This window comes from Actinotignum timonense, from assembly GCF_002860685.3.
Taxonomy (GTDB): domain Bacteria; phylum Actinomycetota; class Actinomycetes; order Actinomycetales; family Actinomycetaceae; genus Actinotignum; species Actinotignum timonense.
In genome coordinates, this window is the sequence record NZ_CP136960.1 from 710,782 (window position 1) to 729,578 (window position 18,797).

Consider the following 18,797-nt stretch of genomic DNA (forward strand, 5'->3'; position numbering starts at 1 on the left):
CATGGGTAAACAGCGCGTCCTCCTCATCCTAAAAATGGCGGGGCAGCGTTCTTTCGCTACCTTGCGAACCGCACTCCTGGCGCTTATTGCCGTAGCGCTAGCGGCCACGGTGGCCGCCTGCGTATCCGCACATGGACGTGCGGTGGAACGCGGTGCTACGGCTTCGTTTGGCTCGTATTTCCAGCAAGTGACGGGAAATGCCGCAGTGCAAAGCTATATGGAAAAGCTTGGGAGCAGCGGGCGCGCGGTGGCCCTTTCCCGAACCCGGGCGAATCTTCTCTCTGCACAAACCCAAAGCGCCACGGTTGCTGATGTGACTATGACCAGCGGCCCGGCAAACATCGGAGTATTGCGCCAGGGAAGTTATCCGGCGCGGCCGGGGGACATCTCCATCAGCGTGGAAGCTGCCCGGCAATTAAACCTGAGCGTGGGTGATGTTCTTGAACTCGTCGATACTCAGGTCGCAGAAGGGGATAAGACCGGAACCGCTGCGGAATTCCGGGTGAGCGGCGTGACCGAAAACCCCGCCTCCATTCGGGAGCTAAGCGGCGTTGCATTGACAGATAGCTCGGAGGTACTCGGTCAAGCCGATGTGTGGCTTACCAATGAATCGTTGGCGCCGATTGAAGTTGAGCTTACCCGCGGTGGCGGGCAGGCGACGACGGCCGCGGTAACGTCGGCACGAATGGGCGCATACACACTCAGCAATCAGGCTATCCCACCGCAATTGGCATGGTTTATTGGCTTGGTGATGCTCAGCGTGGTGATTGTGGCTCTCTACGGATCGGGCCGGTCGCGAAGGCGTGAGATCTACCGGATCCTCCTTTCTCTGGGTGATACCCGGTGGAAGGCTTCCGCAACAACGTGTGCATCCGCCACCGTGACCGCCCTGGTCGGAGGGATTCTCGGGTGGGGTAGTGCTGCCGCTGTACACGTGAGTTTCGCAGGGGCCCTCGGAGAGTATGTCGAACAGCGCTGGGAAGAACCGGAATGGGGAGCCATTAACTCAACAGCGGTAGCGGTGCTTCTTCTCATGCTTATCGGTGGTGTGCTCGCCGCTGGCACGACGGTTTTCTTCGAGGCGCGCCGGCACCGCAGAAAACTGCACGGTGAGATATTTTCACGGCGGCTGTTATTGGGGATTGGGATTATCGGCACGGTGCTCGCCGTAGCTTTCGTCGCAGCACGGCAACTGTATATCTTCCCTTACGGGCACTACGCGGCGATGATTGCGGGTGCTTTGAGCATTCCGAGTCTCGCCTACGCACTTCAGCCTGGAAGCCGGCGTTACCCTGTCACCGCGCGCTTGGCACAGCGAATGCAGAAAATGGCGTTATTGGGTATGGCTGTGGTTTTTGTCCTTTCCTATTACGCTTCCCTCTACGCGAGTAGTGTGGCGGTGCTAAGTAACTGGACTAGCCGTCAGGTGAGCGGCGAAACAAGTTATCTCTCCATCACGGGTGCTAATAAAAACGCGGTCGATAACCTGATGCAGCGCTACCCAGAAATCTCGGAGCGCGCCGCTATTTTCGGTGACGTAGCAACACACGACCGGATGTATAGAATTGTGGATTCGGCGGGAGCTCCGTGCATTAAAAGCGCATCTGATCTTGGTGATTGCCCTACCGCGGCACTGGACTTGGTCATGGTCGCTTCCGGTGGGCTTCTTGACCGTGGGTACGTTAACCACGCCCCGGCTTCTTTCGTTTCCGAAAGTGGGGCGACGACGCTACTCGGAATCGCGCTCTCTGACGGGCAGGTAACCGGGACCTTTACGGCTGATGGGCTCATCGCGGATGAGCGCCTGGAAAACAACGTGCTCAGCGGTTTGATTCTCCCACCCGATTCTCCGCTACTCACGCAGTTAGGCGTGGGGGAACCATATTCGTACACGGTTATTATTTTTGGCTTCGGAAGCTTTTCTGATGAAGTCCGCGACGGTATCCGCTCCACGGTTTTATTGGAAGCGCCCTTCGCGTTCCTTGTTGATCCAGATGAACCAGGAATACGGCAATTGAAGGCACAAGCGGTAGTGCGCCAGCTGCTGGCCCTGTTGGTAGCTCCCGTCGTGCTGCTAGCAACAGTGACGGCCGTAGTCTCTGAACAAACGACGGAACGCCGGCTCATTGAGCTGGGCGGCGGAGGGAATCGCGCTCGTTGGCGTTTGGTGGCGCCGTTGATCACCAGCTACGTGCTCAGCCTTGGCTCCGGGGTTGTTCTTGGCCGGTTGGCCGCAATGGACCGCCTGCCCTTCACGTATTCTCCGGTGACGCATGACTATGGATGGTTGTGGGCGCTCACGCTCGTGGGGTTGCTTGCCGTACTTCCGGCGCTGCGATTGGGAATCCGACCTTTCGCAGAAAATGTGAACCGCCGGTGAGCTCCCTAGCGTATCGCTTCATGAGAACTCGCTCTACCTGGCTCTACCCGAGCGCCAGCCCGGCGAAGAACGCTGCGATGCCGAGGATGAAATTCCCGAGCAGGAGGCTGATGCAGGCCCAGTAGCGGCGCTTTTCGAAGAGGCCGAGGGCATCGGTCATCGCCGTCGAAAAAGTAGTGAAACCACCCAAAAAACCGGTGGTGACGTAAAGACTGTACGGACCGATCCAGGCGGAAAGCGCCCCGCCGCCGGTCACGAGCCCGAAGAGGAAACAGCCGATCACATTCACCGTGAAAATCCCGGCCGGCCACGTCGGCTTGAGCCGCGCGGTGAGGAAAGAATCGAGAATCCCGCGGCACAGGGCACCCAGCCCGCCCGCTAGACCAAGAAGCAGGAGCGTCATGCCGCATCACCGCCCGCGCGCCGGCATGTCGGGAGGAAGTGCCGACCCAGCGCTCGCCCGCAGGCCATCCCGGCAAACGCAAGCAGGAAACCACCGAAAAGAGTGCCTCCCGCAGCCAGCCCGGCCAGGCGCGCCAGCTCGCTTGGTGCACCGCTGAGGACCTCGCCGGTGGCCAGGTGGGAGCTGAGCGCCACGAAGCTCGAATAGGTGGTGAAACCACCGCAGAAACCGGTGCCGAGCAGCAGTCGCAACCGAGCCCCGTATCGATGCCCGCCCGTGGTGAAGAAGCCGGTGATGAGGCCGAGGAGGAAAGCCCCCGCGAGATTGACGATAATCGGCGCCGCCACGCTCGGGACGAGCGCGCGTGCTACCGTGCCGGCCCCGCCACCGAGGAACACGAGGAGCAGCCCGGTCGCGTCCCGATAGAGTGGGCGCGTTTTATCCGTAGAAGTAGACCCAGATGTAGCCGTGTTATTTTCCCTCCTCGCGCGCGGGGGCTTCGCCGGGTAGCACGGTCACGTAGCCGCCCTTATCGCTAGCAATATGCCAGGTGCCCCCGAAGGTTGCGCTGGCCCAGTCGAGAATCTGCTGTGCATCCCCGTGGTTAGCCTTCGATTGGGGCGCGAAGACCACCGCGTTCGCCCCGGCATTCCCGCGGGTTCCCTCCCAGTACACCGTATTATTCGGCACCAGGTAGGCCAGCATATGAATATCGGTAACCACGTGGGAACCATCCGGCACCGCGGCCAGGGCTTCCCGCGCGCCGGCGCGCTCCTCCGCGCTCGCTCCGTTGTAACGCCCCTGGATCCACCAGCCCACCGCGTTGGTGCGGGTACCGACCAGCGTGGCAATCACGCTGGCGGCCAGCGCGAGCGTGATCAAGCCGCGCTTGATGTGCCCGCTGCGCGTCGCACGTTCGCTGCGCGTAGTGCGTTCGCGGCCCGTGGCGCATTCGCTGCGCGGGGAGCACTCGCCATGCGTCGCGTGCTCGGCATGTCCACGCCGCGCCCGAAGCCATACAGAACGCTCCAGCCGCCCCAGCCCATCGAGCAGCGCAATGGTGGCAATCGGCATGAGCACGGCGGAATAATGCCAGTCCAGGCCCCAGTAGAATTCCACGTTTCCCGTGAAACGCCAGGCCAGGGTCGGGAGCATAAGCAGAATCCACGGGCTGACCAAGCCCACCACTCCGGCGCTGCCCAGCAGCACCGCCAGGGTCATCAGCTTCGTAGCCGCGCCGGTGAAAAGCCCGGCATCGCCCGTGAGGCGATCCGTGTAATCCCAGGCACCGTCCGGATTGAAAGCCGGCAGCAGCACCCAGATAGAAAGTACAAACCACACCGCGCCCCATATCGCCAGGCCCACCGCCCAGCGCCCCGCAGGGCTCGCCCAGAGTGCCTGAGCTCGCGCGCTCCGAGTTTGCGCCGCCGTGGCGGCGCCGTCGTCGTTCTGCTCCGTTGCGCCGCAGACCGCCCGCCTCTGCGCGAAAAACTCCGCCAGTAGCGCGGCTACGCCGAAAGCGATCAACGTGAGGCCGAGGTCTTCTTTGACGAAAACGAGCGTTCCGAGCGGGAGCGCGGCGCGCCGGTAGCGACCCTCCACCCAGGCCGTCAGCCCGTAGGCGAGGAGGGGCACCGCGAAGGCGATCTCGTGGAATTGCGCGGCCACCGCGGCCGACAGCCCCCAGGACACCGCGTAGAGCAGGCCGAAAGCGGTCCCCACCCCTGCCCCGCAGCGTGCCCGCGCCAGGCGGGTGAGCGGAATCGCGGAGATCGCGAAGAGCGCGTTTTGCACAATTAGCAGGGTGGCGCCGCTGGGCCACAGCGCGAAAATCGGGCCGAGCACCACGAGGATGGGATGGAAATGATCGCCCCACAGGTTGAAACCAGGGCCTTTAATATCCACGATGGGCGCTTCGAGATGCGCGTAACGCTGGGCGAGCTGCGTGAAAATGCCCAGGTCCCAGGAGGACGTCTGCATAGAAGCCCACTGGTGCAGCGAAAAAGCGGTAAAAAGAATAAAACTAAGAAGCGCAACCAGGTAGGGAACCGGGTCGGTGCGCAGCGGGCGGTACCAGGTCGCGGTGCGAGCCAGCGTCATGCGGTGCGGCACCGGCATGCGGCGCGATACTGCCGTGCGGCGAGTCATCATCATCCGTTTCTCACCTTCCGTCCGTGCCGTCGCGAGCCACCACCACATAGCCGGCATCCTCGGTGACAATATGCCACTGCCCGCCCACTTTCGCGGTAATCCACGCCACCACCTGGGCGCCGTCCCCGTGGTTGAGCCGGTTGGAAAACACCACCGTGTCAATATGCGCGCCCCCGTAGCTGTGCTCCCAGTACACGGTATTGCCCGGCACCACGTAGGCCATCATGACCACGTCGGCGAGGATATGCCGCCCGGTGCCGGCCGCCGCCACCGCCGCGCGGGCACCTTCGCGCTGCTCGGCGGTCTGGGAGGCGCCGTAATCGGAAAAATACACGTATTGCTGGGTATTGGAACGCCCCGTGAGCCAGGAGCCGAAGCCGTTGGAGGCGGTGCCGAGCACGCTGGAGCTCAGCGCAAGGGCGAGGGCAGCCGCGGCCAGGCGGGGGCGGCGAGCCAGCACGCCCAGGGCATCGCGTTGCGCGGGTGCGGCCGCGGGAGCTTCAGATTCTTGCGTCTCCGGTGGTGGTACGACGCCGCCGCGCGCACCCGCCCGCGCGAGCCCATCGGTCAGCGCTACGGCGATCATCGGCGCGAGCACCGCCGAATAGTGCCACAAAATAGTCCAGTAATAGGGGTTATCCCCCACGAAACGCCAGGCGAGAGTGGGGAGCAGCAGCGCCGCCCACGGGCTGCGCAGCCCCACGATTCCCAGGGCAGCCACGATATAGCAGAGGGTGCCCCAGCGGTTAGGCTCGAGGAGCATGCTCGCCAGGTCGAGGCCTTCGCGCACCCGCCCGGCGTAGTCCCACTGCCCGGAATTATTGAAAGCCGGGAGGATAACCTGGGTGGCGGCCAGGAACCAGGCGGTGCCCCAGGCGGCCAGGAAGGCGCCAATGCCGGCCAGTTCGCGCGCCCCGCGCCAGCTGAGCAGCGCCACCAGCACCCCGAAGCAGGCTACCGTGAGGCCGAGGTCCTCCTTGACGAAAACCAGCAGGGAGATGAGCACGGCGGCGCGCCGGTAGCGGCTCTCCAGCCAGGCGGTTAGCCCGAAAGCGAGCAGGGGCACCGCGAAGGCTATTTCGTGGAATTGCACCACGAGCGCGGACGTGAGCCCCCAGCTGGTCGCGTAGGCCACCCCGATGAGGGTGCCCGGCACGGAACCCACCCGCGCCCGGGCGAAACGTGCGATGGGATACACCGAGATCCCGAAGAGTACCGCTTGGAGGGTGAGGAGGCTCAACCCGGAAGGCCAGAGCCAGAACAGCGGCCCGGTCAGCAGCAAAATGGGATGGAAATGATCGCCCCACAGGTTGAAGCCCGGGCCTTTAATATCCACGATGGGTGGGAATTGCCAGCGGGCGTACTGGTCGGCCAGTTGGGTGAAAATACCCTGATCCCACGACGGGGAGGAGAAGTTCACCCAGGTATACCAGGAGAAGAACATGTACACGGCGAAAGCACCCGCGGCCAGGAGCAGCGCCGTCGTATCACAGTGCTTGCGCGCCCACGCGAGTACCGCGCGCGGCGCCCACGCGCGCACCGCTGCCGTTCGTGAACGTGCCCGCGCCCCGCGCGCGTCCAGCTCCCGCGCCGGCCCGCCGCGCATTAGATAATGTCCTTCTTCTGGAGGTGACGCAGCGCGAACCAGCCGATGGGCACCCGCGCCCAGAAGGTGAGCAGGCGGTACAGGATCGCGGTGGAGAAGGCCACCGAATACGGCAGGCCCGCGATGGTGAGCCCGCCGGTGAGAGCCGCTTCCACCGGGCCGATACCACCGGGGGAGGGCACCAGGGAGCCCACCGAATTGGAAACCAGGTAGGTGATCGCCAGGGTGACCACCGGCAGGGTCTCCCCGAAGGCCGCCAGGGAGAAACCGAAAGCCGCCACGAAACTCACCGTCATGAGAAGGGAACCTCCGAAACCCGCGAGAATCCGGGACGGGTGGGTGGCTAGCCACACCACGCGCGGCCACACCTGCTCGATGGTGGGGCGCACCAGCTCAATGACCTTGCGGCGCAGCGGGCGAATGAAGTAGACGGCCGCGCCCAGGGCTGCCACCGTCGCCACGATGAGCATCACGGAGGTGCTCGGGATGGAAAGATTCCCGAAGTCGCCGGTGAGCAGCCCGAGGGCCAACAGCAGCAGCACCGTGGTAATAAACTGGGCGATCTGCACCAGAGATACCGTGGCCACCGCAACCGGGGTGGCCACCTGGTTGCGTTGCAGGTAGCGCAAATTGAGGGCGAGCGGCCCGATGCCGGCCGGCATAACCAAGCCCAGCACCGAAGCGGCGATCTGCACCTCGCTGGTTTCCCACAGCGGCAGGCGTTCGGCTGTGTAGGCCTTCAGGCACAGTGCCGCGCCCACGTACGTTGCGAAACTGGCGATAAACGCGGCGAGCATCCACCACGGGTTGGCGTTGCGAATCGTTTCTTGCAGCTCGGTGAAATTAATGGAGCCGAGCAGAATAAAGATGGCAAGCACCCCGATGACGATGGTAATAATCGTCTTCGCGGAGAATTTGCGCAGCTGGATGGTCTGGGTGGCGGTGCCAATATCCTGCGGGAGGACCTCCAGGAGCACCTCGCGCATGCGCTGCACGCCCTTTTTATCCTCGAGTTCGGCCAGGGTTTGCGCCGGCATAATGGTGCGCTGGATCGTCGGGGCCACCGAGGAGAGCCGGTCGCGGGAAATGCAGCGCAACGCGGAAGCGACGGCACGTTCCGGGCCCACCGCCACCGCCTGGAGCAGGTACAGCTGCGCCAAATCAATATGCCGGGAAAGCTCATTAGAAGAAAAACTGCCGTTGCGCCAATGGGTGATGAGGGCTTCGTCTCCGCGCACCGCGACCACCCCGGCGCGGATATCGTGGTGGGTGAGCCCGCGTGCGTGCGCGCGTTCGAGCGTGGACCACATGGAGTCCAGCGCCGCGTCGGAGATATCTTCCGGCTCCAGATCCGTGAGGGGAACGGCCTCGATATCAGCAAAAGCGACGACGGCGGACGCGCCGGCCGCCGCGTAATGTGCATCGCGCCGCGGGGCCACCCCGGCGTTCACCGCGAGGGCTTCCATGAGGAGGGTGCGTTCGGCAGTTTCCTCCACGTTATCCCCGGTCCGCTGGGTGACTTGGGTGAGGGTGGCTCGCTGCCAGGCACTGGCCAGGCGCCCGAGGACCGCGCGATCCGAGTCAATGAGGGCGGCAACGTAATGGGCGCCGTCGGCCAAAGTAACCACGTAGTGGCGGGAATTGACGTCCCCGATAAGCGGGCGGACCTCGTGGCGGGCCCGGGTGATGAGGGCGCGCACGTTAATATCGTCTTCCGGTTCGCCCAGCTGGTAGGCGTCCGCCGCGCTCGCGGGGAGCGCGCCTTCGCTTTCTGCGCCCGCATCGGCGGTGAAAGCGGCGTTGGTCTGCGCGCTGTGGCCGGTATCGCCGCCCGGCGCGCTATGCCCGGTGAGCGCCTCGCGCAGTTCTTTGAGAATCGCGGTATCCACATATCCGAGCGGGCCGGTTACGGGAACGGACCACGCGTGCATATCGGCGTCGTCGCCCGCATCCACGCGGATAATGCTGCGCGCGTCCAGGCCGGCGCGGCGAATGAGAGTGACGACGGCGGCGCCGGTGGCGCGGTCGGGCGAATCCCCAAAAGCGTAGAGCGCGAAATAGCCGCAGGCCATCCCCACGAACACGGTGGTGAGCGCGCCGGTCAGGGTTTGGGCGCCCTGGAGCACGGACAGCACCAGCACGATTCCCAGTGCCCACCAGCCGGTGCGCACCAGCCGGCCCTGGCGTTCGGAAGCGGCCACCACCAGGATGGTGGCGATAATCGAAACGTAGGGGAGCATACCCACGGCGGCTTGTTCTTGGATGGTATCCGAGAGGTCGATGGTGATTTGGGAGGTGGGCATGAAACGCTCGAAAAGCCACAGCGAGCCGTAACAGATGGCGAGTGCGCCGGCCATGGCCACCAGCGCGGTCACGAGGGTGCGCCAGCGCCGGTAGCGGATGATATCGAAGAAAAGCAGGAGGGGGAGGAAGAGTGAGACGAGGCCCTCGAGCACGTTAATGGGCATGGAGAAAATGGTGCGGAGGGTATCCGGGGCGGCGTTGGCGACGTCGTGCGTGACGGCCACGGTGGTGGTGTAGCCGAAGCGGGAGATGAGGAGCATCCCGGCGATGGCCAGGGTGAAGAGGATGCCGCGCAGCAGGTTGGCGGGGCGGCGGGTCCAGCGCGCGATTTCGTCCACGAGGAGGACGCGGTGCACGGCGGGTTCGGCAGGTTCCGCGGGTTCGGCGGGGAAAGTTTCCGCAGGCGCCGGTGAAGCGGTGGAAACGGAAGCGGGTGCTTCGGGCGCGCTTACCGCAGCCGGGGAGGCTTCTACCTCCCCCGGCTGGACCGGGCTTGTTTCCTCGTTGTGGCGCACCAGCCCAGTCTAGTTGATAGGTATTAGTTTCTCCTGTGACCCGGCGCGGTTATTCGGTGGGCGCGGTGCCGGTCGCGGTGTGCGTGCGGCGGTGTGCGCCCAGCGATTCGGAGCGGCACTACTCGGCGCGGCGCAGCCGCAGCGAATTGAGCACCACGATGACCGAGGAGGAAGCCATGGCCGCCGCGGCCAAACCCGGCAGGATAATCCCGGCCACCGCCGCCGGAATGGCGATGAGGTTATAGCCGAAAGCCCAGGCTAGGTTCTGGCGGATAACCCGCAAGGTGGCGGCGGAGATGCGCAGCGCTGCTCCCACATTGCGCAGATCGGAATTGACGATGGTGATATCGGAGGCGGCTTTGGCCACGTCCGTGCCCGAGCCCATCGCGATGGAGAGGTCCGCGGCGGCCAGAGCTGCGGCGTCGTTCACCCCGTCCCCGACCATCGCAACCCGCCGGCCCTCCGCGCGCGCCGCTTCCACCACGCGGACTTTTTCTTCGGGGAGGACCTCGGCGTGCACGATCTCGATCCCGGCGGCCCGGGCCACCGCGCGCGTGGTGGCCGCGTTATCCCCGGAGGCCAGAATCGGGGTGAGGCCCAGGTCTTTGAGCTCGGCGACGGCCGCGGCGGAGGTGGGGCGCAGCTGATCGCGCACCGTCACGAGGGCGAGCGCTTCGCATGCACCGGCTTCGCGTGCCTCGGTTTCGCGCCCGGCGGCTTCGCGCGCGTTCCCCTCACGCCCGCGCGCCGCGCCGTCGTCACCTAGGCGCGCCAGCATCACCAGGGACGCCCCGCCGCTCGCGGCTTCTTCCAGAACGTTTTCCCACTCGGAGAGATCCACTCCGGCCTCCCGCAGTGCCCGCGGGGACGTCGCGTAGTAGCGCTGCCCGCCGATGGTGGCGCGCACGCCCTGCCCGGCCAGATTCTCAAAATCGGTGGCGGGGGCGAGCTGCAGCCCCTCTTCACGCGCCCGGGTCACAATGGCGCGGGCGAGGGGATGCTCGGAATAGTTTTCCACGCTCGCGGCCAGGGCCAACGCTTCTTTCGCTTCGTTGAGCGCGTATTCTTGGTGGGCGGTTTCTTTGTGAGCTGCCTCTTTTTCAGCCGCTTCTTTTTTGGTGGCTTCTTTTGTAGCGACGACGCCGCCAGCCGCGCCATCGGCCCCCGCCGGCGGGAGAATCACCCGGTCCACGGCCATGGTTCCGGTGGTGAGGGTGCCGGTTTTATCCAAAATAATGGTGTTGACGCTGTGGGCGCTTTCCAGGGTTTCCGGGCCGTGGATAAGGATGCCGCGCTGGCTGGCCCGCCCGGAACCCACCATGAGAGCGGTGGGTGTTGCCAAGCCTAGAGCACAGGGGCAGGCCACCACCAGCACCGTAATGGCGGTCATGATGGCCAGGTCCAGGGGGTTACCGAGCGCCAGGCGCACCCCGAATGTCGCGAGCGCAATGAGGATAACGGCGGGCACAAATACCGCGGAAACCCGATCCGCCAGCGCCTGCACCGGGGCTTTCCCGGATTGGGCGCGGGTGAGGAGGCGACCCATCTGCGCCAGGGTGGTATCGCGGCCCACCCGGGTGGCCCGCACCCGAATCGCGCCAGCGGTGGTGAGGGTTGCCCCGGTCACCTCATCGCCCGGGCCCACGTCAATGGGGGTGGATTCGCCGGTGAGGAGGCTGGCGTCCACCGCGGTAGTCCCGGAGACCACCACCCCGTCGGTCGCAATTTTCGTACCGGGGGCCACGAGGAATTCGTCGCCGACGGCCAGGTCGCTGGCAGAAATAATTTCATCAACATCCGCTCCGGAGGCGGTGCGTACCCGGCGTGCGTCGTCGGCCCCTAAAGCGAGGAGGGACCGCAGCGCATCGCCGGCGCTGCGGCGCGAGCGGGTCTCCAGCCAGCGCCCCAGCAGGAGGAAGGTGACAATCATGGCCGCGGTTTCGAAATACACGTGGGAGCCGTGCGTGGCACCGGTGGCGAGCGTGTGGATGCCGGTCATGGACATGCGGTAGTCCGCGCCGCCGGCCCCGCCCCACAGTAGCGCCCAGATCGACCAGCCCAGCGAGGCCAGGGTGCCCAGCGAGATGAGCGTGTCCATGGTGGTGGAGCCGTGGCGCAGCGCGGCGGCGGCCGAACGGTGGAAGGGCCAACCGCACCAGAGCGCGATCGGGAGGGTGAGCGCACCGATGACCCACTGCCAGTACGGGAATTGCAGGGCCGGGATCATGGAGAGTGCCACCACGGGGATGGAGAGGGCCAGCGAGATCCAGAAACGGCGCCGCAGCGAGGCGATGCGGGCGCTTGCTTGGGCGTCGGCTGCTTCACGCGTAGCTGCTGCGCGGGCGGATTCGGCGAGCGTGCTCGGGTTGGTGGTGGCCGGGTGTGCGTCGTCGTGCGGATTGGTAGTGCCCGTGCGGGCGCCCGCGCCTGTAGTAGTGGCGCTCCCGGCCGTGGGGGTGAGGTCCGTGCGGGAAATGAGCTGGGCTTCGTAGCCGGCCGCGCTGACCTGGGCGAGGAAATCGGCGGTGCCCAGCTGCGCCCCGGTTTCGCTGAGTTCGAGGCGCGCTTCGTCGGTGGCGAGATTGACGGAGGCGCGTACTCCGGGCAGTTTATTGAGTTTCTTTTCCACACGCGCCACGCAGGAAGCGCAGGTCATCCCGGAAATCGCCAGGTTCACTTCGGCAACGGGCACGGCGTCAAGTTTTTCGGTCGCGGTGCTTGTGGTGTTGCGTGCGATGGGGTACGACGGCGCAGCTGCGGCCTGCGAGGGCTCGGACACGAAAAATCTCCTTACGTGGGCGCACTGAATGGGCCGCCGCGGGTGGTGGTCCGCGGCAGTGTTTGTCAAGGCAGCAGGTGCCTACATTATTTGTGCGAGCGGGTGGTGTTTAGCGGATGATCTCGGTCACGGTGTAGTCGCCGGCTTCGGATACCGCGGCTTTGAGGTCGTCGTCGGAAAAATCGTGCGGGGTGTACACGAGCACCGATGAGGTGCCTTCCGGGTTTAGGGTGACGAGCACGCTGTTGACATCCGGGAGAGCATCGAGTTCCGCGCTCACGTGCTTGACGCAGTTTTCGCAGGTCATCCCGGTGACTTTCAGCTCGATAGTGCGATCAAATTCTTCTGTTGCCATGGTGCGCCTCCTTCTTCAGCCCCGAGGTGGGGTGCACCCGGTTTAACACGAATCCTGGCGGTGCTATTCCCGCATGGCTTGTGGCTCAGGAAACCTAGTAGCGTTCTTCTTCGCGCATCTGTTGCAGAATCTCGCTTGCTGTTGGCCCATCGGGCGTCGGCTCGGCGGGCGTAGAGGCAAGTTCAACAAGCCCCGGCCACGGAATTGTTGCTTCCTGTACTTCCCCGTTTTTCCACAGCCGCAGCAGCGGCGAATCTTTCTGCTCGAGTGGCTTTTTATCCATGTGTTTCATTGTATGGCCCAAGGAATCGCTTGCTTCGAATTCGCGATCGCTGCGCGGCTAGAGTGTGCGCCGTCGCCGTATTTACGCGCCCAACAGAGCGAGGGGGATAACGTAAATTCCGTCGGGGCGGCGGTATGCCTGGGCGCCGGTGTTGAGGACCATGAGCAGCGGGTCGTGTTCGGGAATTTGCTTGCGTAACCACAGCAGGTGCTGCACGTCATGCTCGCTAATCGCGTTGGCGAGTTTCACTTCCACCCCGGCGATTTCTCCGCTCGGGCCCTCAGCTATCAAGTCCACCTCGTGGTCTCCGTTGCGGGTTCGTAAATGGAATACGCGGGCCCGGTTGGCTTCGGCTGCGACTCGCACGCTCAGCGCGGCTAGGGACTCGAATAATTGCCCCAAGAACTTCTGCCCGCGCGCGCCCAGCAATGTGGTTTCGTTCAGATTGAGTAGCCGCAGCGCCAGTGCCGGATCAGCTAACTGGTGTTTCGGGGCGAGCTGCAGCCGCTTCAAAGCAGTGCCGGCGGGTGCCCAACCGGGGATGGGATCCAGAATCCACAGTGCGGTCAGGTGTTCCCGATACGTAATCGTGGTACTTTTTGCGGGCTGCGTGCCATCCCCACCGGTGGTGGCATCTAATAAATTCGCGTACGACGTTGTGAGGGAACTTGCCGCCGCGTACGCGGCCAGCCAGCGGTGCAATACTTCCGGGCGGCGCACCGTTGCCCCGTAATCGGGTAAATCGCGGTCGATAATCAACCGCAGATACGAATCCAGTAACTCTTGGGTTACTTCAGCGGATTTCGTCATGATCCCGGGGAAGCCGCTCCGGGCTATGGCGCGGCAATAATCCGGCAAAGCAAAATCCGTATGGCCGGCTATGCCTTGATTCGGGTTCCGGAGCAGTTCGCCGAAACTCACGCTAGGTTCAACAAGTTCGCGTTCGAATAATGCCATCGGGCGCAGCCGTAAAGAGAATACTCGTCCGGCTCCGCTGTGCAGCCCGCTGGCATCGAAAGGCATGGCTGATCCGGTCAGCAGGAATCTTCCCGCAGGTGCACCCCCGTCTACCTGGCGCCGCACAGAATCCCACACCGCAGGGACTTTCTGCCATTCGTCCAATAAGAGGGTGCCGGGCGGGACGGTGGTGAAATCTGGGTCCGCGGCCGCCACATACTGAGTTTCGGGGCGGTCAAGCAGCCATACCGTATTCGCGCGCTGCAAGGCGGTGGCGGTTTTCCCTACGCCTTTCGCGCCGTCAATCGCGATTGCGGGAACTTCGGGAAGTAATGCGTCTAGCCGCTTATCAATCGCTCGCTCATGGTAACGCATAGCCCTATCCTACCGTTAGCAGGCGCCCTACGCTACCATTAGCCGGATTTCTATCCTACTTTTAGCCGGACTTCTACGCTACCTTGAGCCGGATTTGATTGAGAGTTTTACGTCCTAACGCCCGCGCCGGTTCACAACCACGCGGTGAATAATCCACCCCACCGCGATCACCAGGCACACCACCGCCACGATCTTCGCGAAAATCCCCACGTAATCTTCCACGATGGTCCAATTCGCGCCGAGCAGGTAACCGGCGTAAATCAGAATCGTATTCCAGATCGCCGATCCCACCGCCGTCAGCGCGGTAAATTTCAGCATCCCCATATTCGTTACGCCGGCAGGCAGCGAAATAAGGGAGCGGAAAATCGGCACCATGCGCCCGAAGAACACGGTCCAACTGCCGTGCTTATCGAACCAGGCCTCGGTTTTATCCACGTCGGATTGTTTGGTGAGCGGGAACCACAGCAGAATTTTGCGAGTGCGTTCCCGCCCGAGCCAGGCGCCCAGCCCATACAGCAGCCACGCCCCCGCCAGCGAACCGGCGGTACACCACAGAATTGCGCCGATCAGCGTCATATTCGAGGTGGGCGAGGAAGCCGTGAACCCGGCCAGCGGCAAAATCACCTCGGAGGGCAGCGGCGGGAAAATATTCTCCAGCGCAATAAGAAGCGCCGCCCCGAACCCGCCGATAGCGTCCATCACACTGACCACCCAGCCTGTGATCCCGCCCATCGCGCCCGGGTCACCGCCCGGCGCAGGTGCGGTCGCCAGGACGCTCGTCCATGCTGCTACGTTCACGCTTCTCCTCTGGTTGCGAACGCCGCGAAGTGCGGCACATATGCCGTATTTTTTACGACGACGCCGCCGCGCTGCCGCGCGGCCTGCCGGTTACCTTAGCAGGCTTAGCTGGCTGCGGTCCCGGGCGTGTCCTCCAGGAAATCCACGAGGCGGGCAGCCAGGCCGGTGTACCCGGCCGGGGTGAGAGCAAGAAGACGTTTCTCCACGTCCCCGGGCAAACCCAAGCCCGAAATAAATTCCCTCATATCTGCCGCGGTGACCTTCCGCCCGCGGGTGAGAGCCTTGAGCCGTTCGTAGGGATCTTCCAGGTGTTCGGCCCCACCCAGGGCCGCCGCCCGCATGGCCTGCTGGATCGGTTCGCCCAGCACTTCCCAATTCGCGTCCAGATCCGCGGCGAGTTTGGCAGGATTGGGATCCACCCCGGCCAGCCCGCGCCGTAAATTATCGAGGGCCAGATAGGAATGCCCGAGCGCCACCCCGATATTGCGTTTCGTGGAGGAATCGGTGAGATCGCGCTGCATCCGGGAGGTCACCAGCGTCTGGCTGAGTACCCCGAAAAGCCCGGAGCTGATCTCCAGATTCGCTTCCGCATTTTCGAAGCGAATGGGGTTGACCTTATGCGGCATCGTCGAGGAGCCGGTCGAGCCCTGCGCCGCCAGGTTCTGATGGAAATAATCCAGGGAAATATAGGTCCACATATCGGTGGCGAGATTATGGGCGATGCGATTGACGTGCGCAATATCGTCGAAAAGATCGGCGAGCGCATCGTAGGACTCAATCTGGGTGGTGAGCGGATTCCAGCTCAGCCCTAAGGATTCCACAAAATCGCGGGCCAGGTCCGGCCAGTTCGCCTCCGGAACCGCGGTGGCGTGCGCGGAGAAAGTCCCGGTGGCCCCGGAGAATTTCCCGTAGTATTCCGCGGCTTCCACCCGGCGCAGGGAACGGTGCAGGCGGTGCGCGAAAACGGCAAGCTCCTTGCCGACGGTGGTGGGCGAGGCCGGCTGCCCGTGCGTATGGGCCAGCATGGGCAGCTCCGCGTGCGTGCGGGCCAGATCGCTCAGATCCGAAACCAGGCCCCAGGCGCGCGGCAACCAGCAGCGGCGTACCGCATCGCGCACACCCAGCGCCCAGGCCAGGCTATTAATATCCTCCGAGGTGCAGAAAATATGGACCATTTCGCGCAGGTGGCCCAGCCCGCCAGCGTCCATGCGCTTCTTGATGAAGTATTCGACAGCCTTGACATCGTGCCGTGTTTCCGCCTCAATGGTGGCCAGCTCGCGTGCCGCGGCGTCGTCGAACTTTTCAGGAAGTGACCGCAAATATACGACGGCGCTGCCGGGCAACGCCCCCACCCCGGGAATCACCGCGCGTTCGCACAGGAAAATCAACCATTCGACTTCCACGTGAATCCGGTAGCGGTTGAGCGCGGCCTCGCACAGGTAGGGCTGGAGCGGGGCGGTGGCGCTGGCGTAGCGGCCATCTAAGGGGGATAGCGGCCCGGAAATATTCGGGACGGGGGTGGGTTCGGAAGCTGATTCTGGCGCGCGCTGCTCACTCATGGCTCTATTCTGGCAGATCCGCGCCCGGCTGGCAGAACCGCGCGGGCACATACCGCTGCGTCCGGTGCCCGTTGGTGGCTGGGAATGCACGCCCGCCTGGCAGAACTAGAGGTAGGGCCGGGCGGCGGCCAGCGTTTCCGCGCCGTAGGAACCGCCGAAAAGTGCGGCGTGGAGGATGAGGATGTGCAGACTGTGCAGGCCGATACGGTGCTGCCACCCGGAAGCGAGCGGGGATACCTCGTTATAGCCGGCGTAGATTTCCTCCGCGAACGGCGCGCGGAAAACCGTGAGGGTGGCCAGGTCGGTTTCCGCGTGTCCGCCGTGGGAAACCGGGTCGATGAGCATCCCGCCGCGCTCCGTCCACATCACATTGCCGCTCCATAAATCGCCGTGGAGCAGGGCGGCCGGGCTGTGCACCAGAGCCGGCTGAGGGCTATCGAAAGTTCCGTCGCGCAGGCGCTCGCATAAACGCTCCAGGGCGTGGGTGCCGCTCGCATCCAACGCACAGTTATCGCGGGCGGGGCCCAGGTAGGGCTCGATGCGATCCGCGGCGTAAAACTCCCCGAAGCTGCGGGTGGGGAAATCGGCGGGAACCACCGGCAAATCCCAGGAGCCGAGCCGGATCCGGCGGGATCGGTCAGCGGTGGATGGGGCTGCTTTTCCGGGTTCGGCCGGGCTATCCGGCGAAATCGTGTTGCTGGCCGGGATCGCGCTGCCGGGAGCCTGCCCGAAAATCCGGTGCCCGGAGGGATCCCAGGCGTGAGTGCGGGCCAGGCGGGCCCCGAATTCCCGCGCGGCCAGCGCGGTGGCGCGCACAGAGCGCAAGCGTTCTTCACGAATAACACCGCGGTCATGATCCGCGGCGGTGGACAGAAGGGGCACGACGGGCGCCCCGCCATGCGGCGTGGCCTCGGCCAGCTCCGCCAGCGAGAGCGCCTCACCCCAGATCTCGGCCGGATCGCCGGTTTTCACAAAGGTCTCCATACCCGCATCCTACGGCGCCCCGTGCCGGGCGGCGCACCGTTCCGGATAAAACGGTGCGGGCGGACGGGGTGGGACGGTGCGGCGGACATGGCGCGGACGGACACGGTGCGCAGTATGGAGCCGCCGGTGCGGCGGACACGGTGCACGGCGCGACGGTGCGGCGGCGCGGAACGGCCCCGGGGTGGCTCGCGGTGATGGTGCACAATAGAAGAATGCAATGGTTCCGCCCCGAATTAGCCGATCTGCCCAGTTACGTCGCCGGGAAACGCCCCCGCAACGCCGATAGCGTCAAGCTCTCCAGCAACGAAGTTCCTTTCCCGCCCACCCCGGCGGTGGCCGCCGCGCTCGCGGCCGCGGTTGCTCAGGGCGGGGAGCTCAACCGCTATCCCGATATGTCCTGCGCGCAGCTCACCGCCGCGCTCGCGACCTACGAGAACTGGGATCCGGCCGGCATCGTGGTGGGCAACGGCTCCACCGCCCTCATCGAAAAATTCTTGCAAGCCGTGGTCACCCCGGGTGGCGACGTAGTCAGCCCGTGGCGCTCCTTCGAGGCATACCCCATCGCCACCATTGCCGCGGGCGGGCGCTTCGTGGGCGTGCCGCTGCGCGCGGATGGCACCCACGACCTGGACGCCATGGCCGCCGCCATTACGGACAATACCCGCGCCATCCTCCTGTGTTCGCCCAATAATCCCACCGGCACCACCATTCCGCACGCCGAGCTAGCGAGCTTCCTCGCCAAGGTTCCCGCCCGCATGCCGGTGCTTCTCGACGAAGCCTATATCCACTTCGCTCCCGCGGTGGGCGAAAGCCAGGCGAGCCGCGCCGTCGTACAAAACGGGAAGGAACTGGCGCGCCAGTACCCGAATGTGGCGGTGGCGCGCACGTTTTCCAAGGCGTTTGCGCTGGCCGGGCTGCGGCTGGGTTACCTGCTCACCAGCCCCGCGCTGGCCGAGCCGCTGCGCCGTATCGCCACGCCTTTTGGCGTGAATCGTCTCGCTCAGGTGGCCGGTCAGGCGGCGCTCACCGAAGCGGATACCGTGCTGGAACGCGCCGCGCAGCTCGCCGGCGCCCGCGATGAGCTGGCTGCCCAGCTCGCGCAGGCCGGCTGGCACACGCCCACCTCGCACGCGAATTTCCTGTGGGTTTCGGCGGCGGAACTGGACCGGCACGGGGTGAGCGCCGCGCGTTTCGAAGATGCCTGCATGGATGCCGGGGTGCTGGTGCGGGTACTCGGCGAGGGCGTGCGCATCAGCGTGGCCGAGCCGGAAGGCAGCACGCGGGTGCTCGCGGCCGTGCGCGCGCTCGGCGAACGCAGCAGCTAAAGCCGCGCCAGCTAGACCAACGG

Annotated in this window: 14 protein-coding genes; 2 read left to right on the plus strand and 12 right to left on the minus strand. The window is 64.7% G+C overall.

Annotation, left to right across the window (positions count from 1 at the left end; all coding sequences use genetic code 11):
* Position 1: 1 nt before the first annotated feature.
* Complete coding sequence (locus CYJ17_RS02955; protein ID WP_087070048.1) at positions 2-2,380, plus strand: ABC transporter permease family protein; 2,379 nt, start codon at positions 2-4, stop codon at positions 2,378-2,380.
* Between the two features lie 43 nt (positions 2,381-2,423).
* On the opposite strand, the gene CYJ17_RS02960 is transcribed toward CYJ17_RS02955, so the two are convergent.
* The 12 genes from CYJ17_RS02960 to CYJ17_RS03015 all read right to left on the minus strand — a co-directional run bounded on the left by CYJ17_RS02960 (position 2,424) and on the right by CYJ17_RS03015 (position 17,449).
* Positions 2,424-2,783 (minus strand): fluoride efflux transporter FluC, encoded by a 360-nt coding sequence (locus CYJ17_RS02960; RefSeq protein WP_087070047.1) that lies wholly within the window; start codon positions 2,781-2,783, stop codon positions 2,424-2,426.
* Entirely contained in the window at positions 2,780-3,181 is a 402-nt protein-coding gene (locus CYJ17_RS02965; protein ID WP_159454976.1) for a fluoride efflux transporter FluC, read from the minus strand. Before CYJ17_RS02965 ends, CYJ17_RS02960 begins: the two co-directional genes overlap by 4 nt.
* A 73-nt stretch (positions 3,182-3,254) precedes the next feature.
* Positions 3,255-4,937, minus strand: a complete 1,683-nt coding sequence (locus CYJ17_RS02970; RefSeq protein ID WP_159454975.1) for a DUF2079 domain-containing protein — start codon at positions 4,935-4,937, stop codon at positions 3,255-3,257.
* 7 nt (positions 4,938-4,944) lie between these two features.
* Complete coding sequence (locus tag CYJ17_RS02975; RefSeq protein WP_101595638.1) at positions 4,945-6,540, minus strand: DUF2079 domain-containing protein; 1,596 nt, start codon at positions 6,538-6,540, stop codon at positions 4,945-4,947.
* On the minus strand, positions 6,540-9,359 hold the full coding sequence (locus CYJ17_RS02980) for a lysylphosphatidylglycerol synthase transmembrane domain-containing protein (protein WP_087070042.1): 2,820 nt from the start codon (positions 9,357-9,359) through the stop codon (positions 6,540-6,542). The genes CYJ17_RS02975 and CYJ17_RS02980 overlap by 1 nt, the downstream gene beginning before the upstream one ends.
* Before the next feature lie 118 nt (positions 9,360-9,477).
* Entirely contained in the window at positions 9,478-12,138 is a 2,661-nt protein-coding gene (locus tag CYJ17_RS02985; protein ID WP_087070041.1) for a heavy metal translocating P-type ATPase, read from the minus strand.
* Between the two features lie 109 nt (positions 12,139-12,247).
* Positions 12,248-12,493 carry a heavy-metal-associated domain-containing protein gene (locus CYJ17_RS02990; RefSeq protein WP_087070040.1) on the minus strand — a complete coding sequence of 82 codons (246 nt, stop codon included), beginning with the start codon at positions 12,491-12,493 and terminating at the stop codon, positions 12,248-12,250.
* Positions 12,494-12,587: 94 nt separating this feature from the next.
* The gene (locus CYJ17_RS02995) at positions 12,588-12,776 is read right to left on the minus strand and encodes a hypothetical protein (protein WP_087070039.1); all 189 of its coding nucleotides are present in this window, start codon (positions 12,774-12,776) and stop codon (positions 12,588-12,590) included.
* Between the two features lie 81 nt (positions 12,777-12,857).
* Positions 12,858-14,108, minus strand: a complete 1,251-nt coding sequence (locus CYJ17_RS03000; RefSeq protein WP_087070038.1) for an ATP-binding protein — start codon at positions 14,106-14,108, stop codon at positions 12,858-12,860.
* 114 nt (positions 14,109-14,222) lie between these two features.
* A complete protein-coding gene (locus tag CYJ17_RS03005) occupies positions 14,223-14,906 on the minus strand; it encodes a DedA family protein (RefSeq protein WP_016441929.1) in 684 nt (227 codons plus the stop codon).
* Between the two features lie 104 nt (positions 14,907-15,010).
* Entirely contained in the window at positions 15,011-16,465 is a 1,455-nt protein-coding gene (purB, locus tag CYJ17_RS03010) for an adenylosuccinate lyase (protein WP_234984424.1), read from the minus strand.
* Positions 16,466-16,570: 105 nt separating this feature from the next.
* Positions 16,571-17,449: a fructosamine kinase family protein gene (locus CYJ17_RS03015; RefSeq protein ID WP_087070037.1), complete on the minus strand. Its 879-nt coding sequence runs from the start codon at positions 17,447-17,449 to the stop codon at positions 16,571-16,573.
* A 212-nt stretch (positions 17,450-17,661) separates the two neighbouring features.
* Between CYJ17_RS03015 and CYJ17_RS03020 the strand changes: the two genes are divergently transcribed.
* Positions 17,662-18,774 (plus strand): histidinol-phosphate transaminase, encoded by a 1,113-nt coding sequence (locus CYJ17_RS03020; RefSeq protein ID WP_234984423.1) that lies wholly within the window; start codon positions 17,662-17,664, stop codon positions 18,772-18,774.
* Positions 18,775-18,797 lie beyond the last annotated feature (23 nt).

Bases quoted from the DNA above. Each gene is read 5' to 3' on its own strand.
- CYJ17_RS02955 (WP_087070048.1), top strand. From the start codon at position 2: ATGGGTAAACAGCGCGTCCTCCTCATCCTAAAAATGGCGGGGCAGCGT.
- CYJ17_RS02960 (WP_087070047.1), bottom strand. From the start codon at position 2,783: ATGACGCTCCTGCTTCTTGGTCTAGCGGGCGGGCTGGGTGCCCTGTGC.
- CYJ17_RS02970 (WP_159454975.1), bottom strand. From the start codon at position 4,937: ATGATGATGACTCGCCGCACGGCAGTATCGCGCCGCATGCCGGTGCCG.
- CYJ17_RS02975 (WP_101595638.1), bottom strand. From the start codon at position 6,540: ATGCGCGGCGGGCCGGCGCGGGAGCTGGACGCGCGCGGGGCGCGGGCA.
- CYJ17_RS02990 (WP_087070040.1), bottom strand. From the start codon at position 12,493: ATGGCAACAGAAGAATTTGATCGCACTATCGAGCTGAAAGTCACCGGG.
- CYJ17_RS02995 (WP_087070039.1), bottom strand. From the start codon at position 12,776: ATGGATAAAAAGCCACTCGAGCAGAAAGATTCGCCGCTGCTGCGGCTG.
- CYJ17_RS03000 (WP_087070038.1), bottom strand. From the start codon at position 14,108: ATGCGTTACCATGAGCGAGCGATTGATAAGCGGCTAGACGCATTACTT.
- purB (WP_234984424.1), bottom strand. From the start codon at position 16,465: ATGAGTGAGCAGCGCGCGCCAGAATCAGCTTCCGAACCCACCCCCGTC.
- CYJ17_RS03015 (WP_087070037.1), bottom strand. From the start codon at position 17,449: ATGGAGACCTTTGTGAAAACCGGCGATCCGGCCGAGATCTGGGGTGAG.
- CYJ17_RS03020 (WP_234984423.1), top strand. From the start codon at position 17,662: ATGCAATGGTTCCGCCCCGAATTAGCCGATCTGCCCAGTTACGTCGCC.